This is a genomic window from Amycolatopsis sp. NPDC051372, from assembly GCF_040682095.1.
Taxonomy (GTDB): Bacteria; Actinomycetota; Actinomycetes; order Mycobacteriales; family Pseudonocardiaceae; genus Amycolatopsis.
In genome coordinates, this window is record NZ_JBFBAF010000020.1 from 119,588 (window position 1) to 138,357 (window position 18,770).

Here is an 18,770-nt window from a genome sequence, read left to right on the forward strand (position 1 = left end):
GCTTCAGCTCAGTGCTGCGAACCCCGCTACCGGTACGACCCCGTCGAGGTCGCGCGCGAGCTGCTCGTCGAGCGTCACGAACGCGTCGCCGTGCAACCGCGTCAACGCCACGTATGCGGCGACGTACGTGTCCGCCCAGCCGAGCTCCTCGGCGACCTGCCACGCGATCGCCTGCAGCACCCGGTCACCGAGCAGCCGGATCTTCAACGCCCTCACGCGATCGAGCCGCACGGCCGCGTCCTTCTTCGTCAGCTCGCCCCAGCGCGCCTGCGCGTAGAGCGCGGACAACGCGGCCAACGGATCAGCGTGGGCGCCAGCAACCGGTGCCCCACCACGGCCTGCTCCTCGGCCGGCCGCAGCGCGACCTCCGGCCCGATCACGTACTTCGCCACGCGTTCTCTCCCTCACCGCGACTTGCCTCGAGCCCACGGTGGAGAACCACCTCAGCGACATCGTTCGCGAAGCCGGGCCTGGAAGCCGGCCGCGACGAGAACCGCCGGATCGCGCGGCGCTGACCTATTTGGACAGTCCGTCGTGCGCTCTTGATTCACCCTATCGATATCGTGCGGATGTTCGAGCGGGGTCGGTAGCCTGGAGATATGGAGCTTTCGCCTGCCGGCCCAGTCCGGATATCGACCATTGTGGACGGTGCTCGCCACCCTGTGGAGAGCACACCTCGCTTCGACACGCGCGCGAAGACAGGTGCGGCTCGGTGCTGTTTTTCGTGCGCTGAGCCGCAAACTTGCGTTGTCACCTTCTCCTGATCCGCGAAGCGGTTGGGGTGGACCCTCGCAAGATCGCGATGCCGTGCGCCTCGGGCGGACCATCGTGAGCGTTCAGCCGTCCAGATCGCAGAAGACAGCCCCACCGCCCGACCGTCGCGCAGTGTGTTCGCGTCAGGTTGCTGGTCTGGTGCGCAGATACCCGTCCGCCGTACCGCAAGGAGCCGTACCCGCGTCAGGAACTCGTGGCACAGATGCGGCTCTCAGCCCATCCCTTGCCAGCTCGTCGCCGGCACGCGCCGGCCGGTGTGGCCGCGGCACCCGGACCTCGGCCGCCGGTTCGGCCGACACATGTATCGCAGCCAACACCACGAGTTCCCCGTCCGCGCCTGAGCCTTCGGCGCCGCGTGGAACCGTCGAAAGGAGGCGTGGTCCGCGCGGGCGGCCCGCCTTTCCGTCTGTCACAGCGGGACGAGGTCACGCCGACCGGGTCCCCGACGCACCAAGCGAGCCCGCCCGGAAGCCGCCCAACGACCCCTAAGCGCCCCTAAAGGCGGCCTGAACGGAGACCCTCCACAGTGGACCTCAACCCTGATCGGCTCCGGATTGGAGCTGCTCCAGGAACGCCCGCGCGGCCGGCGACGCGCTCGCGCTCACGGCGACAGCGACGGTCCGCGGCGTGCGCGGCACCAAGGGCCGCAGCACGGTGCCGTCAAGACGCGGCACGCCGACCGACGGCAGGATGCTCACGCCCAGCCGCGCCCGCACCATCTCCAGCACGGCCGACATCTCGCGGGCCTCGAACGTCGCCTCCAGGTGAACCCCGGCTTGCTCCGCGGCCGCCGCGAACACCTGCGCACAGCCGCCGGTCGGGCGGACGAACGGCTCCTCGGCGAGATCCGCGTAGGACACGGCCTCGCGCCCCGCCAGCCGATGACCGGCGGGCAGCACGGCGCACATCTCGTGGCTGTCGAGCAGCACCGTCCGCAGGCCGGGCGCGGGCAGCGTGACCACGGCGGCGTCGGCGACACCCAGGTCGAGCCAGTCCCGCACCTCCTGGTCGCTGCCCTCGATCAGCCGCACCGCGACGAGCGGGTGGCGTTCGGTGAACGCCCGCAGCTCGGCCGGCAGCCGGGTCCCCGTGGCGGTGGGCAGGCTGGCGATCCGCAGCGTCCCGGTGATCTGCCCGGCTACCTCGGCGACCTCCGCGCGCAGCAGATCGACCTGCCGCACGGCCTCGCGCGCTCGCCGGACGGCGCGTTCGCCGGCTTCGGTGAGGGTGACGCCCGTGCGCTGGCGGGTGAGCAGCGGTGCGCCGAGCTCGGCTTCCAGCGCGGCGACCGAGCGGCTCACCGCGGGCTGCGCCATGCCGAGCCGCTCGCCCGCGGCCGTGAAGCCGCCGTGGTCGGCCACGGCCAGGAGCACCTTGAGCTGCTGCATCGTCGTCACGAGGACCTCCAGCCATGTTCGCCGCGGCATGCCGCCATAACGCGAAGGACATTTCCCACGGCTCATCCAGAACATTACCGTCATGGTGCAACCGAGTAACACAAGAGGAGTCACCAGTCATGCGAGTGCTGATCACCGGGGCGTCCAAGGGCATCGGCCGGACGGTCGTCGACCGGCTGGCCGCCGAGGGCCACCACCCGATCGGCCTGGCGCGCACCGCGCCGGCCGAGTTCCCCGGCAGCTTCCACGCCGTCGACCTCGGCGACCGCGACGCCACCGCCGCGACGCTCGACAAGGTCCTCGCGGAAGGTCCCGTCGACGCGGTGGTGAACAACGTCGGCTTCGCCAAGCTGGCGCCGCTCGGGTCGATCGACCTCGACGACGTCGCCCACGCCTACGACCTGAACTTCCGCACTGCGGTGCAGGTGACCCAGGCTGTGCTGCCCGGAATGCTCGCTGCCGGCCGGGGCCGGATCGTCAACGTCACCAGCATGGTCACGCTCGGTACCCCGCTTCGCACCACGTACGCGGGCTCGAAGGCGGCGCTCGAAACCGCCACCGCCATCTGGGCCGCGGAGCTCGGGCAGAGCGGTGTCACTGTGAACGCCGTCGCGCCCGGGCCGACGGAGACCGAACTGTTCCGTCGTGGCACGCCCGCCGGGTCCGAAGGCGAAGCCCGGTTCCTGGAGAAGCTGCCGGTCGGCCGGCTCGGGCGTCCGGCGGAGATCGCCCACGCCATCTGCTTCCTGCTCTCCGAGGACGCGGGGTTCATCACCGGCCAGATCCTGCGCGTCGACGGCGGAGGGAGCATCGCCGCGGCCTGAAATCCTCCGCGGACAGAGCAAAACCGCTACGGCGACCTGACCGATTCGGGCAGAATCGCCGAGATGGCGCCCACCTTCGTCCTCGTCCACGGTTCCAACGCCACCAGCCGCTGCTTCTCCGCGCTGCAGCGCGAGCTCGCGCTGCGCGGCCACCGCTCGCTCGCGGTCGACCTGCCCGGCCACGGCACGGCTGGGTTCTCGGCGGCGTACCAGGCACAGGACCTGGCGACGTTCGCCACCGAGCCGTCACCACTCGCGGGGGTCACCCACGCCGACGTGGTGGCGGCGGTGACGGACGTCGTGCGGCGGGCGCACGACCACGGTCCCGTGATCCTCGTCGGGCACAGCCGCGGCGGGCTCACCGTCACGAGCGTCGCCAACGCCGTGCCGGAGCTGCTGGACCGGACCGTCTATGTGTCGGCCTGGTGCTGCGTGGACGACACCCCCGCCGGCTACCTGCGGAACCCGGCGTACTCGTCGGCCGCGCTGGACGAAGCGGCGAAGGTCATGGTCGGCGATCCCGCACAGCTCGGCGTGATCCGCATGAATTGGCGGTCCGCCGACCCCGCCCACCTCGCCGCCCTGAAACAGGCGATGCTCGCCGACGGGACCGACGCCGAGCTGCTGTCGTTCCTCGCCGGCATGGACCCGGACGAGTCCCTCGACGCCGGCAACGACCGAGCCGACGCCGCCACGTGGGGCCGGGTGCCCCACACCTACGTGCGGCTCACCCGCGACGAAAGCATGCCGCTCGCGTTGCAGGACCGGTTCATCGAGGAGGCCGACGCGCTCACGCCGGCCTACCCGTTCGACGTCCGCTCGCTGGACGCCAGTCACGTCGGCCCGTTGGTGCGTGCCGCGGACCTCGCCGACGTCCTGGGGTGCCTCACACCCCGGTAGACGAACCCGGCCGCACGATCATCAGCACCGTGACCACGGCCCACAGCAGGTTGAACACCCCCGTCGTCATGGCCAGCCGCCCGGCGACGCGGGTGTCCAGCGCGGTCGCCACCGAAGACTCAGCAGACTCGGCCGGCACCGCACCGTCGCCCGAGGGCCCCGCCAACGCGGCCCGCTGACCCGGCAGCACGAACACCAGCAGCACGACCGCGGCCACCGCCGTCAGCGCGATCGAGACGAGGACCCACGTCTGGCCCGTCACCTTCATCGTCCCGGCGACGGCGAAGCCGAACACCGGCACGGCGATCGACACCCACGCGTACACACGGCAGATGCGGTGCAGCAACGCCAACGTCGAGCGATCACCCCGCTTCAGCGCGGCGGGGAACATACTGGCGGCCACGGCCACGGGCCCGATGGCGAGGATCGCCGCCAGCACGTGGATAGACAGGAAGACTTTGCTCACGGCGCTGACGCTAGCCCTCGCGTTTCACCGCCCGGAACCGGCTGGATCGCCGTGTTCCACCGGATTCTCGCCAGTCGCCGGAAACTAGCGCTTGTCCGCTTCGGGCACCTGCACCGCGAGGAACACCAACGTCCGGTTCAGCCGGAAGCCCAGGTGCTCGTACAGCCGGATCGCGCCGACGTTCGACGCGGCGGCGTGCAGGAACGGCAGCTCCCCGCGCTCACGAATGCCCGCCGCGACCGCGCGGATCAGCCGCGCCGCCAAGCCCTGGCCGCGGAACGCCGGGTCGGTGCAGACCGCGCTGATCTCCGTCCAGCCCGGCGGGTGGAAGCGTTCGCCGGCGATCGCGATGAGGGCGCCGTCGCGGCGGATGCCCAGGTAGGTGCCCAGTGAGATGGTGCGCGGCAGGAACGGGCCGGGCTGCGTGCGGGCGACGAGGTCGAGCATCTCGGGCACGTCGGCCTCGGTGAGGCGGACGGCTTCCGCGTCGGGCGCCACCGTCAGGCCGGTGCCCTCGAGCTGCACGCCCGGCGTTTCCCCGAGCACGGTCCAGCCCGCGGGCGCGGGACCCGTCGCGCCGGCGATCACGGCCGTGGCTCCGGGCCCGGCGAGGTCGCCGACGTCACGCCAGACGTGCTCGTCCGGCTGATCCGGCAGGGCCACGAACGGCGCGACGTCCGCTGGGTAGCGCAGGACCTGGCCCTTCTGCTCGGCCAAGTGCGCGTGCGGTCCGGTCAGCGCTGCCCACACCGGGTTGTCGAGCGGCGACGAGCTCATCCTGCCTGCCATTTCCTAGACTGAGCGACATTCCAGAGTGCGACGGCGGCCCGGCGATCTGCCACCCGTCCCCACCATCTGAGTCCGCCCGCCCCGAAATTATTCCCGCAGCGTTATTCCCGCAGCGCCTCGAACGACTCCTTCAGCGCCGGGTAGTAGTCGTCGAACGACGGGCGGGCGGTGTCGTCGCGCGCGGCGACCAGCAGGTCGAGGTAGTACTCCCAGCCGGGCCCGATCTCGCCGATGCCGTCGGTGCTCGTCAGGTGGTGCACCAGGCGCAGCTCCGTCCCGTCCTCCACTTCGGACACGAGCAGCTCCATCGGCCACCCGCCGGCGTCCTCCATGCCCAGCAACGCCAGCCGCCGCGGTGCCTCACACGCGTCGACGCGCATGTCGATCCACGGCTTGCCCTCCTCGAACACCATCCGCACGCGGACCGTTTTCCCGGGTGCGCCTTCGCCTTCCCACGGTCCGAACCACAGCGCCGTGCGGTGCGGCTGCGTCACGTCAGCCCACACTTCTTCGGGCGACGTCGCGAACGTGCGGCGCAACACGAGGTCGACCCCGCTGTCGGTGCGCACCAGCTCTGCCATGAGGGGACTCCTTCCGCTTCGAGGACGACAGGCTAGCCGCGAACCGGGCAAATCAGGCCGGAAACTGGCCGGATGGGGTTCTACCGTTCGGACACCACGACGTCGAAAGGATTCCGATGAGCCCCGTCGAGACCAATCAGCCGCTCGGCACGTCGACCTGGATCGACCTGGCCGTGCCCGACCTCGACCGCGCGCGGGCCTTCTACGGCGCCGTCTTCGGCTGGGACTTCGACGGCGGCGATTGCCTCGTGCGCGGCCTCCCCGTCGCCGGCCTGCACCACGCGGCCGACCCCACACCCGGCTGGCAGGTCCACCTCGCGACGGACGACTGCGCCGGCACCGCCGAAGCCGTCGCCGCGGCCGGCGGAACGCTGCGGCGCGAACCGCACGACGTCGGGGATCGCGGCCGCGCCACCCTCGCCGTGGACCCGTCCGGCGCCCTCTTCGGTCTGTGGGAGGGCCACGCGTTCCCCGGCGCCCGCCTGGTCAACGAGCCCGACACCCTGGTGCGCAACGATCTCGTCACCCCCGCCGCGGCCGACGCGCGCAAGTTCTACTGCACCGTCTTCGGCTTCACGCTCGACGGCAACGACGACCTGCCCGAGGCCGACTTCACCTTCCTGCGCCGCCCCGACGGCCACGAGGTCGGCGGCATTTTCAACCTCCGCGACGCCCCGGCCTCGGCCTGGGCCACCACCTTCGAAGTCGCCGACGCCGACACCTCGGCCACCAAGGTTCGCGACGCAGGCGGCACAGTCGCTTCAGTGGCGGGGACGCCGTACGGGCGGATGGCGACCGTGACGGATCCGTTCGGCACCGGCTTCACGATGATCGCGCCCCCCTGACCAGCTCGCGGCGCACGTGCTCCGGCACCCAGCTCGCGCCGGCCGGACTCGCCCACCCCTGCCGCACGAACGCCACCAGCTCGGCCAGCCCACGATGACCGGTCCCCGGGCGCCACACCAGTGACCACGGGTAACACGGCACCGGATCGACCACTGGAATGCGCTGCAGATCGTGCCGCTCGGGCCACGCGACGCGGATCTTCTCGCCGACGAACGTGAACAGGGTGCGCGACTCCGCCAGCGTGTCGAGCAGCGCTTCGAGCCCGAAGTTCGGCCCGTCCGGGTCGACGTCCACGCCGAACTCCGCCGACAGCTCCGCGTAGAAGCCCTCCCACTCACTGCCGCGCCGGATGCCGGGCACCCACGCGCGATGCTCGGCGACCTCGGCCAGGCGCACCTCCCGCCGCCCGGCCAGCGGATGCCCCGGCCCGACCACGATCTGCAACGGCTCTAGGTACGCGTACACGTGCTTCAGCCCGTCCGGCGGCTCGCGCAGGTACGTGAACCCGGCATCGACCGCGCCCGCGCGCAGCTCCCGCAACGTCTCGGCCGCGCCGCTGGAAGTGAGCATCTCCATCGGCACCTCGCGGTGCTCGCGGTGGAACTCCCGGAACAGCTCGGCGGCCGCCAGCCGCCGCCCCAGCACGTCCACGCGCAACGGCCGCGTCTCCCGCTGCACCGACTCCACCGCGTCGGCGACCGCGCTCAGCACCGCCTTCGCGCGCGGCAGGAACGTCCGCCCGTCCACCGTCAGCGACGCCCCCGCCGCGACCCGCTCGAACAGCGCGACACCCAGCTCGCCCTCGAGCCCCGCCACCCGCTTCGACACGGCCTGCTGGCTGATCCCCAGCCGCCCGGCCGCCAGCCGGAACTGCCCCTCCTCCGCGACCGCGACGAAGGCACGGAGTGCTTCGAAGTTCATGGCCTCCAGTGTCGCCTCACCCCGGCGGCGTGACCCGTCCGGCCGTCACCGGTCCGCCAAGGGATAACCCATGCCGGCATCCTCGATCTCGTCCAGGTCGTCCACCGTGAGTCCCCGACCGGTGAACCGCTCGACGGCCACCAGGCCCTTCGCATAACGGTCCCGCCAGTCGTCGAAGTCCAGCCCCTCGACGGCAGCGGTCACTTCCGGATCGGCGCCCAGCGGCCGGCCGAGTTCGTCCGAAGCGAGGAGTTCGCCGTCGCGAGCGAAGGAAAGCCGCGTGACGGCGTTGACGTTCCAGAACATGCTCGCGGCGCGACCGCCTCGCGACAGTTCGGCCAGCACCTCACGCTGCGCGCCGCGAACGCCGTTCTCCTCGACGGCCAGCACGAATCCGTCCACTTCGGACACTGTCACCCACGGGCCGAACTCGAGGTCGGAGTCGAGCAGGTCTTCGATCGGTTCCGGCTCCTGGATGTCCGCGCCGAACGCCTGCAACACCTCCCGCAGCGTCAACCCGACGACAACGGTCACCGTGGCCGCCTCCGACAGCGCGCTCTGGCAGATCCACCGATACGCCGCCTCGGGCAGGTCGGCCACCGCGGGCTCCGGCTCGCCGCGCAGCCGGTGGCCCAGCCGGTCGGCTCGCGCGTGGACCACAGTCGGCGCCGGCGGCGCTTCCCAGACGACCAGCTCGTAGGACTCGGTCTCGACATCGTCGCGGCCGTACGCGAACACCCGCACCCGCAAGTCACCCGGCCACGGCGGCGTCGCGATCCGGCGGTGGTTGTAGTGCTTCGGTCCCACGAAGGTCGCGTCGCCGAGGCGAGCCGGCCAGCTGACCTCGACGACCTCGTGCCAGCCCTGCGTGTCGATCTTCGCCGGCGGTTCGGCGAGCACCCGCATCCGGACTTCCTGTACCCCGGCTTCCCGCCTGGTCCGCACGAGCACCGCGCCTTCGACGACTTCGACCAGCCCGTTGTCGGCGAATTCCCCAGGCTCGGGGAGCGGCCCCTCGGCCAGCGCGAACACGTGCTCGCGCACCGCCACTTGCATGGAGCCGAAGGCCGGCAACCGGTACTCGACGCGTTTCTTGGCAAGTACCGGTTCCTCGTACACCACCGGCATGCTCCGGCGCCGCAGGAGAACCGACGCCACGCCCAACCCGAGCCCGACCTGCGCCGCGACCTTGTCGCACCCCGCGTCACCCAGCACCGCGGCCGCCGTCACCACGGCCACCGCGAGATACGCCGCCCCGTGCGCCGCGGCGGCTGCCTCTTCGTCTCCCACCGCATCGGCACCCAGCAACCCCGCGATGGCCTCCTCCCCGACCAGCCGCGACACCAGGCCGGCGATCACCTCGGCCGCACCCTGCCGACGAGCTTCGAAGGAGCGGGCTTCGCGCAACGCTTCGGCCTCGGTGGTCAAGGACGCGAAGGCGAACGTCCCGGCGACACCGCCACCCAGCCCCGCCGCGGCCCCCACCACGGGCGGCAACGAGCGCACGGTGAGCTCCAACGCCCCGTGCAAACGTTCCACCAGCCAGCCCGGCAGCTCCCGCAGCGTGCGGATCACATCGGGTTCCGCGGTTCCAGCCCGTGCGCGGTGTTCCTGCCCTCCACGCCACCGGCCGAGCGCGGCCGCCGCCGTCGCCGGAACCGCGGCCGCCACCTGCGGCGCCCGCTCGACGATGGCCTGGACCAAAGCCGGCTCTACCTCGTCTCGGTGAGCTGCCACGGCCGTGCGGTCGGAATCGTTGTGCCCCATGGCGCCCATCCTGCCCGAGAACAGTTCGTGGAGAGGCTTCTTTCTCGAATCCGGCTGAACTCGATTGCGCCGCCGGCCTCCCGACCGCTAAACAGGCATCGTGGACCTCAGCCTCCTCGAAGCGACCGCCGACGACGCCGCCGAATTGCTCGTGCTGCAACGGTGCTGCTGGGTGCAGGAAGCCCTGCTCAACAACACCCTGGAGATCCCCGCGCTGCACGAGACCCTCGACGAGGTCCGCGAGGGGATCCGTACCTGGCGGGTGTGGGTGCTGCGGCAGGGCCCGCGCCTGGTGGGTTCCGTGCGCGGGCGGCTCGAGGACGGCGCCTGGGAGGTCGGCCGCCTGATGGTCGCGCCCGACCTCGCCGGCCGCGGCCTGGGCCGGCGGCTGCTGGAGCACGTGGAGAGCCAGGCGCCCGCGTCGGCGGCCCGCTTCGAGCTCTTCACGGGCGCCGCGAGCAAGCGCAACATCGCGATGTACGAGCGGGCCGGATACCGGTTGACCGACCAGCCCGGCCCGGTCGAGGGCCACATCCGGCACGCGGTTTTCCTGGTCAAGCGCCGGACGTGATCGCTCACCCCGTGTGCAGGTGCGCCGCCAACCGGATCCGCAACCCGCGCACGTCGGCCAGCGCCACCGAGAACGTCTCCGCCGGCCGGTGTCCCGCGGTGTTGTTCCACCGTCCACACGGTCCGGTGACGTAGGTGAACCCGTTACGCGTCAGGGGAACCGACCAGATCTGCCCGCTCCCGCACCCCGCGCCGGAGCCCCGGAACCAGCAATGCCCATCACCACCCCGTTCACACGGGACTCCACCGCCGCCGAGCTGCTCGACGGCATCGATCTCGTCGGGCGCCGGGCCGTCCTCCACATCCTCGTCAACAACGCCGGCATCATGGCCCCACCCGAGCCACACCGAAGCACCGAAGCACCGAAGCACCGAAGCACCGAAGCCAAACCATTCGACCCGGCCCACGACAACACCCCGCCACGTTCCGGCGTCGCACCCGAAGCCCTCGACCCCGAAGCCGGGAGTCGGGAGTCCCTTATGGACGATCCCCGAACAGCTCATCGCAAGCTAAGGCACCAGCACAACCTTCCCCGGCACATGACCCTCCGCCAGCAACCGCTGCGCGTCAGCCGCCTGTGCCAGCGGGAAAGTCCGCGCCACGCGCACCGAGACTGTGCCCGCCTCGGCCAGTTCGACCAGCGTCAGCAGGTCCCGCTGGTCGAGGCGCGCGAACACCGGAACCGCTCCGGGGAAGGAAAACTCCACAATCGACGCCACCCGCACGCCCGGAGCCGCCAAGTCCGGAGTGGACGAAAGTGCACCCCGGCCGACAGTGTCGAGCGCCGCGTCGACGCCAGCTGGAACCAACGCACGAACCCGCGAAGCAAGACCGGAACCATAAGAAACCGGCAACGCGCCCAGTGACCGCAGGTACTCGTGATTGGCCTCCGAAGCCGTCCCGATCACCCGCACCCCACGCGAAACCGCCAGCTGCACCGCGAGCGAACCCACGCCACCTGCGGCCGCGTGCACCAGCAACGTCTCACCCGAGGACAATCCGAGAGCCCGAACCGCCTGCAACGCCGTCAGCCCACCGAGCGGCAACCCGGCCGCCTCGGCCCACGACAGCCGAGAAGGCTTGCGCACCAACGTTCGCACGTCGACGGCCACCTTCTCCGCATACCCGCCGTTGCGGTGTGCGACCTCGCCGCGGATGAACCCGATCACCTCGTCGCCCGGCGAGAACTCGGGCGCCGCCGGCCCTGCGCGTTCCACCACGCCGGCGACGTCCCACCCCGGCACCGCGGGAAAGTACGTCTCCTGGACCTCGGCCAGCGCGCCCGCCTGCAGGCCGAGATCCGCGGGGTTCAAGGCCGCCGCCTTCACCCGCACCAGCACCCCGTCGAGGTTCATCTTCGGATCGGGCAGCTCGACGAGCTCCAGCACCTCCGGACCACCGAACCGGTGGTGCACCACGGCTTTCACGACCGCAGCCCCGCCGGGAGGAAGTCGTTCAGCACGTCGTGGCGCGAGATCTTCCACTCGCCGCCGACGCGGCGCAGGTCGGTGTCGTAGTAGCCGGACTCGATCGGCCGCACAACGTGCTCGGGCAGCGTCTCGAACACCACGAACTGCGCCGACAGGTGCGCGCGCTCGCCGTCGACCTCGATCAAATGGTCCGACGTCACGTGGTGCCCGGTGCCGCCTTCGGGGTGCGGCGGCATGAACTGCTCCACCGCAAACCGCACCCCAGCGCCGCCGATCAGCGGTTCGCCGACAGGCTCGTATGTGCCAGGCCCGGTCCGGACGTGGATCCGGACCTCGGCGTCGTCGGTGAACAGTGCGCCCTGCGCGGCGCCGTCTCGCCGGTCGGTCGCTCGGACATAGCGGGCCAGGACTTCCTGACCGCGCGTTCGTCACTCACGGAAATGGCCTTTCTCTGGGGGAACGGCTCCAGGGAACCCCCAGGTGACCCGCGGAACGATGACGGTCCGGGCGACGATCATTACCCTGGAGGTATGGATCGCCTGGAGACGCGCGAGCTGGCCTACTTCGTCGCGGTGGCCGAGGAGCTGCACTTCGCCCGCGCCGCCGAGCGGCTCGGCATCGCGGCGCCGCCGCTGTCACGCGCGATCGCCCGCCTCGAGCGGCGCATCGGCGTGCGGCTGTTCGACCGCACGAGCCGCCGCGTCTCCCTCACCGAAGCCGGCAACGTCTTCCTCGCCGAAAGCCGCGCGGCGCTGGCCGCTGTGGACACCGCGGTGCGGCGAGCCCAGCGCGCGGCCCGACCGGCGCGGCTCGTGGTCGCCGTCCGCTCCGGCACCGGCGCGGGGCTGCTGTCCGACCTGCTCGAGGCCTACGCGCATCGCCCCGCCGCCGCGCCGGTCGAGCTGCTGTTCACCACCGACCAGACCCAGGCGCTGCGCGAAGGAGCCGCCGACATCGCCCTGCTCTGCGCGTCCGCCGACGCCACCGGGCTCACGACCACGGAGCTGGCCGTCGAGTCGCCGGTCGCGCTCCTGCCCGTGTCCCACCCGCTCGCGACACGCGCGGCCGTCCCCATCGAGGAGCTGCGCCGGGTCGACGCCTACCGCGCGACGTGCCCGCCGGTGTCACTCGACGAGATCGTCGACCGCGTCGCGCTCGGCCAGCTCGTGGTGGTCGTCGGCGAGAGCGCCGCGAGCCGGATCGGCGACGCCGTGGTGGCCGTTCCGGTCGTCGGGCAGGCCGGCACCACGCTGGTTCTGGGCCGCGCCGCGGGCACCCCGACGCCGGATCTGAAGGCCTTCGAGCGCACCGCGAAAGACGTCGCCGCGCGCCGCCTCGCCACCGCTGGCACCGCGTAGCCCGCACCGCCGAAGATCACCCCACATCCTCCGGACCTGCGCTTATGCACGTTCGTCGCGAAATCCTTGACTTCAAATTGAGCAAGTGATTTAGTCAATTCACTCGCAGAACGGAGTCACCGATGACCGAAGCGCACCCGAAACACGGGCTGTCCGAACAGCTCGTGGACGGGCTGCTGGAGCTGATCGCCGACGAGCGACTGGCGCCGGGCGACAGCCTGCCGACCGTGCGCGTGCTGGCCGAGCGGTTTTCCGTGACCACGCCGACGATCCGGGAAGCGCTGCGCCGGCTGCAGACCACCGACGCGGTGCGCATGCGCCACGGCTCGGGCATCTACGTGGGCGACGGCATCCACCGCACGCTCATGCCGAACCCGAACTCCGCGCCGATGAAGGACGAGCTGATCCTCCAGCTCGTCGACGCCAGGCTCACGATCGAGCCCGGCATCGCGGCGCTGACCGCCCTCAACCGCAGCGAGGAAAGCCTGCAGCGCCTGGAGCTCGCGCTCGACACGGCCAAGCGCGACAAGACCGACCACCGGCCGCACCTGAACTTCCACCGCGAGCTCGCCGGCGGTTCGGGCAACCAGGTGCTCTTCGAGGTCGTCGATTCACTGCTCGCCGCGCGTGGCCGGGAGCAGAAAGCCCTGCGTGCCCTCATCGAGGACCGCCGGCGCGACTACGAGGAGCACCTCGCCATCTTCGACGCCGTGCGCTCCGGCGACGCGGCCGCCGCGGAGGAACACACCCGCCACCACCTCGAACAACTCCGCACCGAAGTGGCCCGCCAGCTCGGGCGGGCCGAATGACCGGGAAAGACACCATGCCGATCGCACCACGTTCACACCGCCTCGCCGACCTCACCTGGCCCGAGATCGACGACCTGCGCCCGCACGCCCCCGTGGCGATCGTGCCGCTCGGAGCCACCGAGCAGCACGGCCACGGGCTCGCGCAGCGCACCGACACCACCCGGGCCGAAGTCGTCGCAGACCTTGTGGCGCAACACCTTTCACCGAAGGTCGTGGTGACGCCGGTGATCCCCGTCGGGGTCTCCGAGCACCACATGGCCTTCCCCGGCACGCTCACGCTGTCGCCGATCACGCTGCAGCAGGTGATCGTGGAACTCGTCACCAGCCTGCACCGCCACGGCTGGCGCAAGGTCTACGTGCTCACCGGCCACGGCGGCAACAACGCCACGGTCGAGGTCGCCGTCACGCGGCTGCGCACCGACCTGCCCGACCTGCACATCGCGTGGAGCGGGATCACACCCGTGGTCTCGGACCTCGTGTCCAAGCTGTCCGAAAGCCGCATCGGCGGCCACTCCAGCGAAATCGAGACCTCGCAGGCGATGTTCGCCGACCCGGACCTCGTGCTCCCCGAGCGGCTCACCCCCGGCAGCTCCACCTTCGACGACCTCGACCAGGCGGGCAAGCTCAGCCGCTCGCGGCCGGGGATCCACTTTCCACAGTCCTATCACGACCTGAGCAAGACTGGCACGCTCGGCGACGCCACCAAGTCGTCCGTCGAGATCGGTGCTCGGCTGGTGGAAGCCACCGTCGAGCGCATCAGCGGCTTCCTGCAGGAGTTCCTCGACCTGCCGGAACGCCAGTCCGCCCCCACCCTCACCAGCATTCCCCAGGAGACGCCATGACCGCCCCGACCCGACGCCGTCTCGGAGTGGCCACCCTCGTGCTCGCGGCCGGCCTCACGCTGACCGCCTGCGGTGGCAGCGACGACCAGGCCGCCAACCCGCTCGGCACCGCCACGCCCGGCAAGGTCCACTTCGCCTTCCGCTCCGACGACAAGCCGACGTCGTTCATCGACGGCGGCAAGCCCGCCGGCTTCCTCATCGAGCTCACTCAGGCGATGGCGCAGAAGATGAACTTGACCGCCGACTACACGGCGACCGACTTCGCGAGCATGCTGCCCAACATCCGCAACCACAAGTACGACTCCGCCGCGTTCGGCACGCTCGTCACGCCGCCGCGCCAGGAGGTCACCGACTTCACCACCGCGGTGAACTACGGGCAGGCGCAGCTGATCTCCCGCAAGAGCGCGCCACTGGCCACTGTGGACGCCTCAGGCGGCAAGACCATCGCGATCACCCGCGGCAGCGAGCTGATCCCGCTCGTGAAGAAGCGCGTGCCGACCGTGACGGTCAAGGAGTTCCCGAACATCGCGGCCAGCTCCAACGCGCTCACGGCCGGCCAGGTCGACGGGCTGTTCACCGGCGTCGCGACCACGAACGACCTCCTGGAGAAGCACCCGGACTACCAGGCCTCGCCGGCGATCACCAGCGGCATGACCGCGTTCCCCGTGGCCAAGGACAAGCCCGAGCTGAAGAAAGCGCTCGACGACGCGCTCAAGGCCGTGATCGCCGACGGCACGTACACGAAGCTGTTCGACAAGTGGAACCCCAAGGGCGTCGCGATCCCGTCGGACATGCTCAAGGCCTACCCTGGCATGCAGCAGCGCCCCGGCGTCACCGCCGCCGACGGGTCCTGAAAGGACAGCGCCATGGACGGTCTGAAACAAATCTGGGACACGTTCTTCGACCTCGACCTCATCGGCAGCACGCTCCCCACGCTGCTGAAGGAGGGGCTGCTGAACACGCTGTTCCTCACCGTGCTCGCGAGCGCGATCGGCCTCGTGGTCGGCATCTTCCTCGCCAGCGGCCTGATGTCGCGCTTCCGGGTGCTGCGCCTGCCGTGTCGCTGGTACGTCGACATCCTGCGCGGCCTGCCCCACATCCTGAGCATCTACCTCATCGGCCAGGGCCTGCCGCTGGCCGGGCTCACGATGTTCGGCAACTGGACCTACGGCTACGCGGCGCTCGCGATCGGGCTCATGGAAGGCGCTTACATGGCGGAGATCTTCCGCTCGGGCTTCCAGAGCGTCGACAAGGGCATCGTCGAAGCGTCGCGCAGCCTCGGGATGTCGCACACGAAAACCATGCGGCTCATCGTGATCCCGATCGGTTTCCGCCGCGTGCTGCCGGCGCTCACCGGCCAGTTCATCCTGGTCATCAAGAGCACGGCGCTGGTCTACCTGCTCGGCCTCGCCGCCGGGCAGCGGGAGATGTTCGCGATCGCCCAGGACACGTCCACCAACAACGCTTCGCTTTCGCCGCTGGTCGCCGCGGGCCTGTTCTACCTCGCGATCACCGTGCCGCTCACCTACGTGGTGAACAAGTGGGACAAGCGGATGCGCGAAGGCCGGCCCGCCGCGGCGACCGCGCCGGCGGCCGTGCGTACCGAGGAGGCACTGGTATGACACACGCGAGCACCGCGGCGGCCGACGCCGTGATCACCGGATCCCGTGAAAACCCGGGTACCACCGTGCGCTACGAGCACATCGACAAGACGTTCGGCAACACCCCGGTGCTGCACGACATCGTGCTCGAAGCCCCGGGCGGCACCACCACGTGCATCATCGGCCCGTCGGGCTCCGGCAAGTCGACGCTGCTGCGCTGCACCAACCTGCTGGAGATCCCGACGGCCGGGCGCATCTTCATCGGGGAGGAGGCCATCACCGACAAGGGCGCGGACGTCGACCGCATCCGCACCCGCGTCGGCATGGTGTTCCAGAACTTCCACCTGTTCCCGCACCACACGGTGCTCGACAACGTGACGCTCGCCCAGCAGCAGGTGCTCGGCGTGTCTCGCGACGAAGCTGTGGAGACCGCGCGGGCGAACCTCGCGGCGGTCGGGCTCGCGGCGTACGAGAACCGCCGGCCCTCCCAGCTTTCGGGCGGCCAGCAGCAGCGCGTGGCCATCGCGCGGTCGCTGGCGATGAACCCCGAGGTGATGTTGTTCGACGAAGCGACGTCCGCACTCGACCCCGAGCTCGTGAAAGGCGTGCTCGCCGTGATGCGCGACCTGGCTTCCCGCGGCATGACGATGATCGTGGTGACGCACGAAATGCGCTTCGCCCGTGAGGTCGCCGAGCAGGTCGTGTTCCTCGACCAAGGACGGCTCGTGGAAGCCGCCCACCCCACCGAGTTCTTCGAGTCCCCCCGCAGTGACCGGCTCCGGTCCTTCCTCGACGAGGTGCTCTGAATGAGATTCGCCAAGCTCGCCGCCGTCGCCGCGCTTGCGCTGACCGCCACGGCGGTCGTGCCGCAGACCGCGTCCGCGACCCCGTCCGTGCGCAACTACCCCAGGGTTTCGACGGGCTGCACCGCGCACTCGACCTCCCTGCCGCTCGGGCAGACGGTCACGCAGACCATCACCTCCGGCGGGCTTTCCCGCGACTACCTGATCCACCTGCCCGCGAATTACCAGCCCGGCCACCCGAAGCCCGTGGTCATGGCGTTCCACGGCCGCAAGGGCGACGGCAGCGACATCGAAGAGTTCTCCGGCATCGACGGCCTCGACACCATCGCCGTCTACCCGGTGGGCGCCAAGGGTCTCGACGACCAGCGCGCCTGGCAGAGCGCCCCGTACGCCGCGGAAGGCGTCGACGACGTCCGCTTCGTCGGCGACCTGCTCGACCACCTGCAGGCGACGCTCTGCGTGGACCCGCTGCGCATCTTCGCCACCGGCAAGTCCAACGGCGCCGGTTTCGTGTCGCTGCTGGCCTGCCGGCTGCCGATGCGCATCGCCGCCTTCGCCACGATCGCCGGTGCGTTCTACCCCGGCACCACGGTGGGCTGCTCGTCGAGCGTGCCCGCCCCGATCGTCGACTTCCACGGCACGGCCGACCCGACGATCGAGTACAACGGCGGCACCAGCCACAGCGAGCCCATCCCCTACCTCATGGACTGGGCCCAGAACTGGGCCAACCACAACCACTGCGCCGCGACACCCGTCGAGACCCCGATCGGCTCCGACGTGATCCAGTTCTCCTGGCAGAACTGCGCAGTGAACGCGTCGGTCACCCACTACCGCATCCTCGGTGCCGGCCACACCTGGCCCGGCGAACTCGTGGACAGCGGCCCGGGCTCGGCGACGCAGACGGTGAAGGCCCAGGATGTGATCTGGAGCTTCTTCAACGCCCACACACTGGGTTCCGGTCTGTTCTGAGTTGTCTGCGTCGGCTCCGCCGACGCGCGACGCCGGCTCGCTGGGGTGGTGGCCAGGCCGCCACCCCAGCGAAGGCTTACTCCTCCATCAGCTCCCGCACCATCGGCGCCACGCGCGTGCCGTACAGCTCGATGTTGCGCAGCACCGAGCCGCGCGGCAGGCCGGCCAGCCCGTACTTGAGGTCGAACCGCGTGGCCCCCACCGTCTTGAGCGACGCGGCGATCTTGCGCGCTACCGTCTCCGGCGAGCCGACGTGCCAGGCACCACGTTCGGAGACCTCCTCCAGGAACTGCTCCCGCGACGGCGGCCGGAACCCCCGCTCGCGCGCGACGCGGGTGAGCACGTCGACGTAGTGCGGGTACAGCTCCTCCAGCGCGTCCTCGTCGCTGTCGGCGATGTGGCCGGGCATGTGCAGCCCGATCGCCTTCTGCGGTTTGTCCAGGCGGCGGCGCACGTCGCGGAACAGGTCCGCGAACGGCTTGAACCGCGCGGCCGGACCGCCGATGATCGCGAGCATCAGCGACATCCCGTACTTCGCCGTCCGCAGCACGGACTCAGGGCTGCCGCCGACGCCGATCCACGCCGGGATCGGGCCCGTCTCCGTGTGCGGCACCACTTCCTGCCCGCTCAACGAGGGCCGCAGCCGGCCGGACCACGTCACGGGCTTCTCCTCCAGCAGGCGGGAGAACAGGTCCACCTTCTCGTCGAACAGCTCGTCGTAGTCGCCCAGGTCGTAGCCGAACAGCGGGAACGACTCGGTGCTCGACCCGCGCCCCAGGATCACCTCCGCCCGCCCGTGCGAGAGCGCGTCGAGCGTCGAGTAGCGCTGGAAGACGCGCACCGGGTCGTCGGAGCTCAGCACCGTGACGGCAGAGCCCAGCCGGATGCGCGACGTGCGCGCCGCCACCGCCGCCAGCACCACGTCGGGCGCCGAAAGCGGCATGTCCACCGTGTGGTGCTCGCCGATGCCGAAGAAGTCGAGGCCCACGTGGTCGGCGAGCACGCCGTGCTCGACCAGGCCGCGGATGGTCTCGGCGTGGCTGACGGGCGTGCCGCCGTCGTCGGAAAGCACGTCCCCGAACGTGTCGAGTCCGAGGGTGACCGAATACTTCGTCATTCCCCG

At 70.7% G+C, this 18,770-nt stretch carries 22 protein-coding genes; 11 read left to right on the plus strand and 11 right to left on the minus strand.

Annotated features, from left to right (window positions below; all coding sequences use genetic code 11):
- Window positions 1-3 precede the first annotated feature (3 nt).
- Window positions 4-297, minus strand: a complete 294-nt coding sequence (locus tag AB0M56_RS28550) for a hypothetical protein (protein ID WP_364181215.1) — start codon at window positions 295-297, stop codon at window positions 4-6.
- Window positions 298-1,307: 1,010 nt separating this feature from the next.
- Window positions 1,308-2,162, minus strand: a complete 855-nt coding sequence (locus AB0M56_RS28555) for a LysR family transcriptional regulator (RefSeq protein WP_364181423.1) — start codon at window positions 2,160-2,162, stop codon at window positions 1,308-1,310.
- 128 nt (window positions 2,163-2,290) lie between these two features.
- Here AB0M56_RS28555 and AB0M56_RS28560 point away from each other — a divergent pair, with 128 nt between their 5' ends.
- Both AB0M56_RS28560 and AB0M56_RS28565 read left to right on the plus strand, forming a co-directional pair.
- Window positions 2,291-2,995: an SDR family oxidoreductase gene (locus tag AB0M56_RS28560; protein ID WP_364181218.1), complete on the plus strand. Its 705-nt coding sequence runs from the start codon at window positions 2,291-2,293 to the stop codon at window positions 2,993-2,995.
- 63 nt (window positions 2,996-3,058) lie between these two features.
- Complete coding sequence (locus tag AB0M56_RS28565; protein ID WP_364181221.1) at window positions 3,059-3,895, plus strand: alpha/beta hydrolase; 837 nt, start codon at window positions 3,059-3,061, stop codon at window positions 3,893-3,895.
- On the opposite strand, the gene AB0M56_RS28570 is transcribed toward AB0M56_RS28565, so the two are convergent.
- From AB0M56_RS28570 to AB0M56_RS28580, 3 genes are all read right to left on the minus strand, one after another.
- A complete protein-coding gene (locus AB0M56_RS28570; RefSeq protein WP_364181223.1) occupies window positions 3,882-4,361 on the minus strand; it encodes a hypothetical protein in 480 nt (159 codons plus the stop codon). The genes AB0M56_RS28565 and AB0M56_RS28570 overlap by 14 nt on opposite strands.
- 84 nt (window positions 4,362-4,445) lie before the next feature.
- The gene (locus AB0M56_RS28575) at window positions 4,446-5,150 is read right to left on the minus strand and encodes a GNAT family N-acetyltransferase (RefSeq protein WP_364181226.1); all 705 of its coding nucleotides are present in this window, start codon (window positions 5,148-5,150) and stop codon (window positions 4,446-4,448) included.
- Between the two features lie 101 nt (window positions 5,151-5,251).
- The gene (locus tag AB0M56_RS28580) at window positions 5,252-5,731 is read right to left on the minus strand and encodes an SRPBCC family protein (RefSeq protein ID WP_364181229.1); all 480 of its coding nucleotides are present in this window, start codon (window positions 5,729-5,731) and stop codon (window positions 5,252-5,254) included.
- 116 nt (window positions 5,732-5,847) lie between these two features.
- Between AB0M56_RS28580 and AB0M56_RS28585 the strand changes: the two genes are divergently transcribed.
- The gene (locus AB0M56_RS28585) at window positions 5,848-6,576 is read left to right on the plus strand and encodes a VOC family protein (protein ID WP_364181232.1); all 729 of its coding nucleotides are present in this window, start codon (window positions 5,848-5,850) and stop codon (window positions 6,574-6,576) included.
- Here AB0M56_RS28585 and AB0M56_RS28590 read toward each other — a convergent pair.
- The gene (locus tag AB0M56_RS28590; protein WP_364181235.1) at window positions 6,554-7,498 is read right to left on the minus strand and encodes a LysR family transcriptional regulator; all 945 of its coding nucleotides are present in this window, start codon (window positions 7,496-7,498) and stop codon (window positions 6,554-6,556) included. The two genes, AB0M56_RS28585 and AB0M56_RS28590, sit on opposite strands and share 23 nt — an antisense overlap.
- A 45-nt stretch (window positions 7,499-7,543) precedes the next feature.
- A complete protein-coding gene (locus AB0M56_RS28595; RefSeq protein ID WP_364181238.1) occupies window positions 7,544-9,265 on the minus strand; it encodes a DUF6461 domain-containing protein in 1,722 nt (573 codons plus the stop codon).
- Between the two features lie 100 nt (window positions 9,266-9,365).
- Between AB0M56_RS28595 and AB0M56_RS28600 the strand changes: the two genes are divergently transcribed.
- Entirely contained in the window at window positions 9,366-9,836 is a 471-nt protein-coding gene (locus AB0M56_RS28600) for a GNAT family N-acetyltransferase (protein ID WP_364181241.1), read from the plus strand.
- Window positions 9,837-9,840: 4 nt separating this feature from the next.
- Here AB0M56_RS28600 and AB0M56_RS28605 read toward each other — a convergent pair whose 3' ends face one another.
- The 3 genes from AB0M56_RS28605 to AB0M56_RS28615 all read right to left on the minus strand — a co-directional run bounded on the left by AB0M56_RS28605 (window position 9,841) and on the right by AB0M56_RS28615 (window position 11,672).
- Window positions 9,841-10,242: a hypothetical protein gene (locus AB0M56_RS28605; RefSeq protein ID WP_364181244.1), complete on the minus strand. Its 402-nt coding sequence runs from the start codon at window positions 10,240-10,242 to the stop codon at window positions 9,841-9,843.
- 102 nt (window positions 10,243-10,344) lie between these two features.
- Window positions 10,345-11,262: an NADP-dependent oxidoreductase gene (locus tag AB0M56_RS28610; protein ID WP_364181247.1), complete on the minus strand. Its 918-nt coding sequence runs from the start codon at window positions 11,260-11,262 to the stop codon at window positions 10,345-10,347.
- Window positions 11,259-11,672 (minus strand): nuclear transport factor 2 family protein, encoded by a 414-nt coding sequence (locus AB0M56_RS28615; RefSeq protein ID WP_364181426.1) that lies wholly within the window; start codon window positions 11,670-11,672, stop codon window positions 11,259-11,261. Before AB0M56_RS28615 ends, AB0M56_RS28610 begins: the two co-directional genes overlap by 4 nt.
- Window positions 11,673-11,795: 123 nt before the next feature.
- On the opposite strand from AB0M56_RS28615, the gene AB0M56_RS28620 reads away from it, so the two are divergent.
- The 7 genes from AB0M56_RS28620 to AB0M56_RS28650 all read left to right on the plus strand — a co-directional run bounded on the left by AB0M56_RS28620 (window position 11,796) and on the right by AB0M56_RS28650 (window position 17,647).
- Window positions 11,796-12,623 carry a LysR family transcriptional regulator gene (locus AB0M56_RS28620; protein ID WP_364181249.1) on the plus strand — a complete coding sequence of 276 codons (828 nt, stop codon included), beginning with the start codon at window positions 11,796-11,798 and terminating at the stop codon, window positions 12,621-12,623.
- Between the two features lie 122 nt (window positions 12,624-12,745).
- A complete protein-coding gene (locus AB0M56_RS28625; protein ID WP_364181252.1) occupies window positions 12,746-13,432 on the plus strand; it encodes an FCD domain-containing protein in 687 nt (228 codons plus the stop codon).
- Between the two features lie 14 nt (window positions 13,433-13,446).
- Window positions 13,447-14,274 carry a creatininase family protein gene (locus AB0M56_RS28630; protein ID WP_364181255.1) on the plus strand — a complete coding sequence of 276 codons (828 nt, stop codon included), beginning with the start codon at window positions 13,447-13,449 and terminating at the stop codon, window positions 14,272-14,274.
- Window positions 14,271-15,128 carry a transporter substrate-binding domain-containing protein gene (locus AB0M56_RS28635; RefSeq protein ID WP_285973110.1) on the plus strand — a complete coding sequence of 286 codons (858 nt, stop codon included), beginning with the start codon at window positions 14,271-14,273 and terminating at the stop codon, window positions 15,126-15,128. Before AB0M56_RS28630 ends, AB0M56_RS28635 begins: the two co-directional genes overlap by 4 nt.
- Before the next feature lie 12 nt (window positions 15,129-15,140).
- On the plus strand, window positions 15,141-15,896 hold the full coding sequence (locus AB0M56_RS28640; protein WP_285973109.1) for an amino acid ABC transporter permease: 756 nt from the start codon (window positions 15,141-15,143) through the stop codon (window positions 15,894-15,896).
- A complete protein-coding gene (locus AB0M56_RS28645; protein WP_364181259.1) occupies window positions 15,893-16,681 on the plus strand; it encodes an amino acid ABC transporter ATP-binding protein in 789 nt (262 codons plus the stop codon). Before AB0M56_RS28640 ends, AB0M56_RS28645 begins: the two co-directional genes overlap by 4 nt.
- Complete coding sequence (locus AB0M56_RS28650; protein ID WP_364181262.1) at window positions 16,682-17,647, plus strand: PHB depolymerase family esterase; 966 nt, start codon at window positions 16,682-16,684, stop codon at window positions 17,645-17,647.
- Window positions 17,648-17,723: 76 nt separating this feature from the next.
- Here the strand turns inward: AB0M56_RS28650 and AB0M56_RS28655 are convergent, their stop codons facing one another.
- Complete coding sequence (locus AB0M56_RS28655; RefSeq protein WP_364181264.1) at window positions 17,724-18,764, minus strand: Atu2307/SP_0267 family LLM class monooxygenase; 1,041 nt, start codon at window positions 18,762-18,764, stop codon at window positions 17,724-17,726.
- Window positions 18,765-18,770 lie beyond the last annotated feature (6 nt).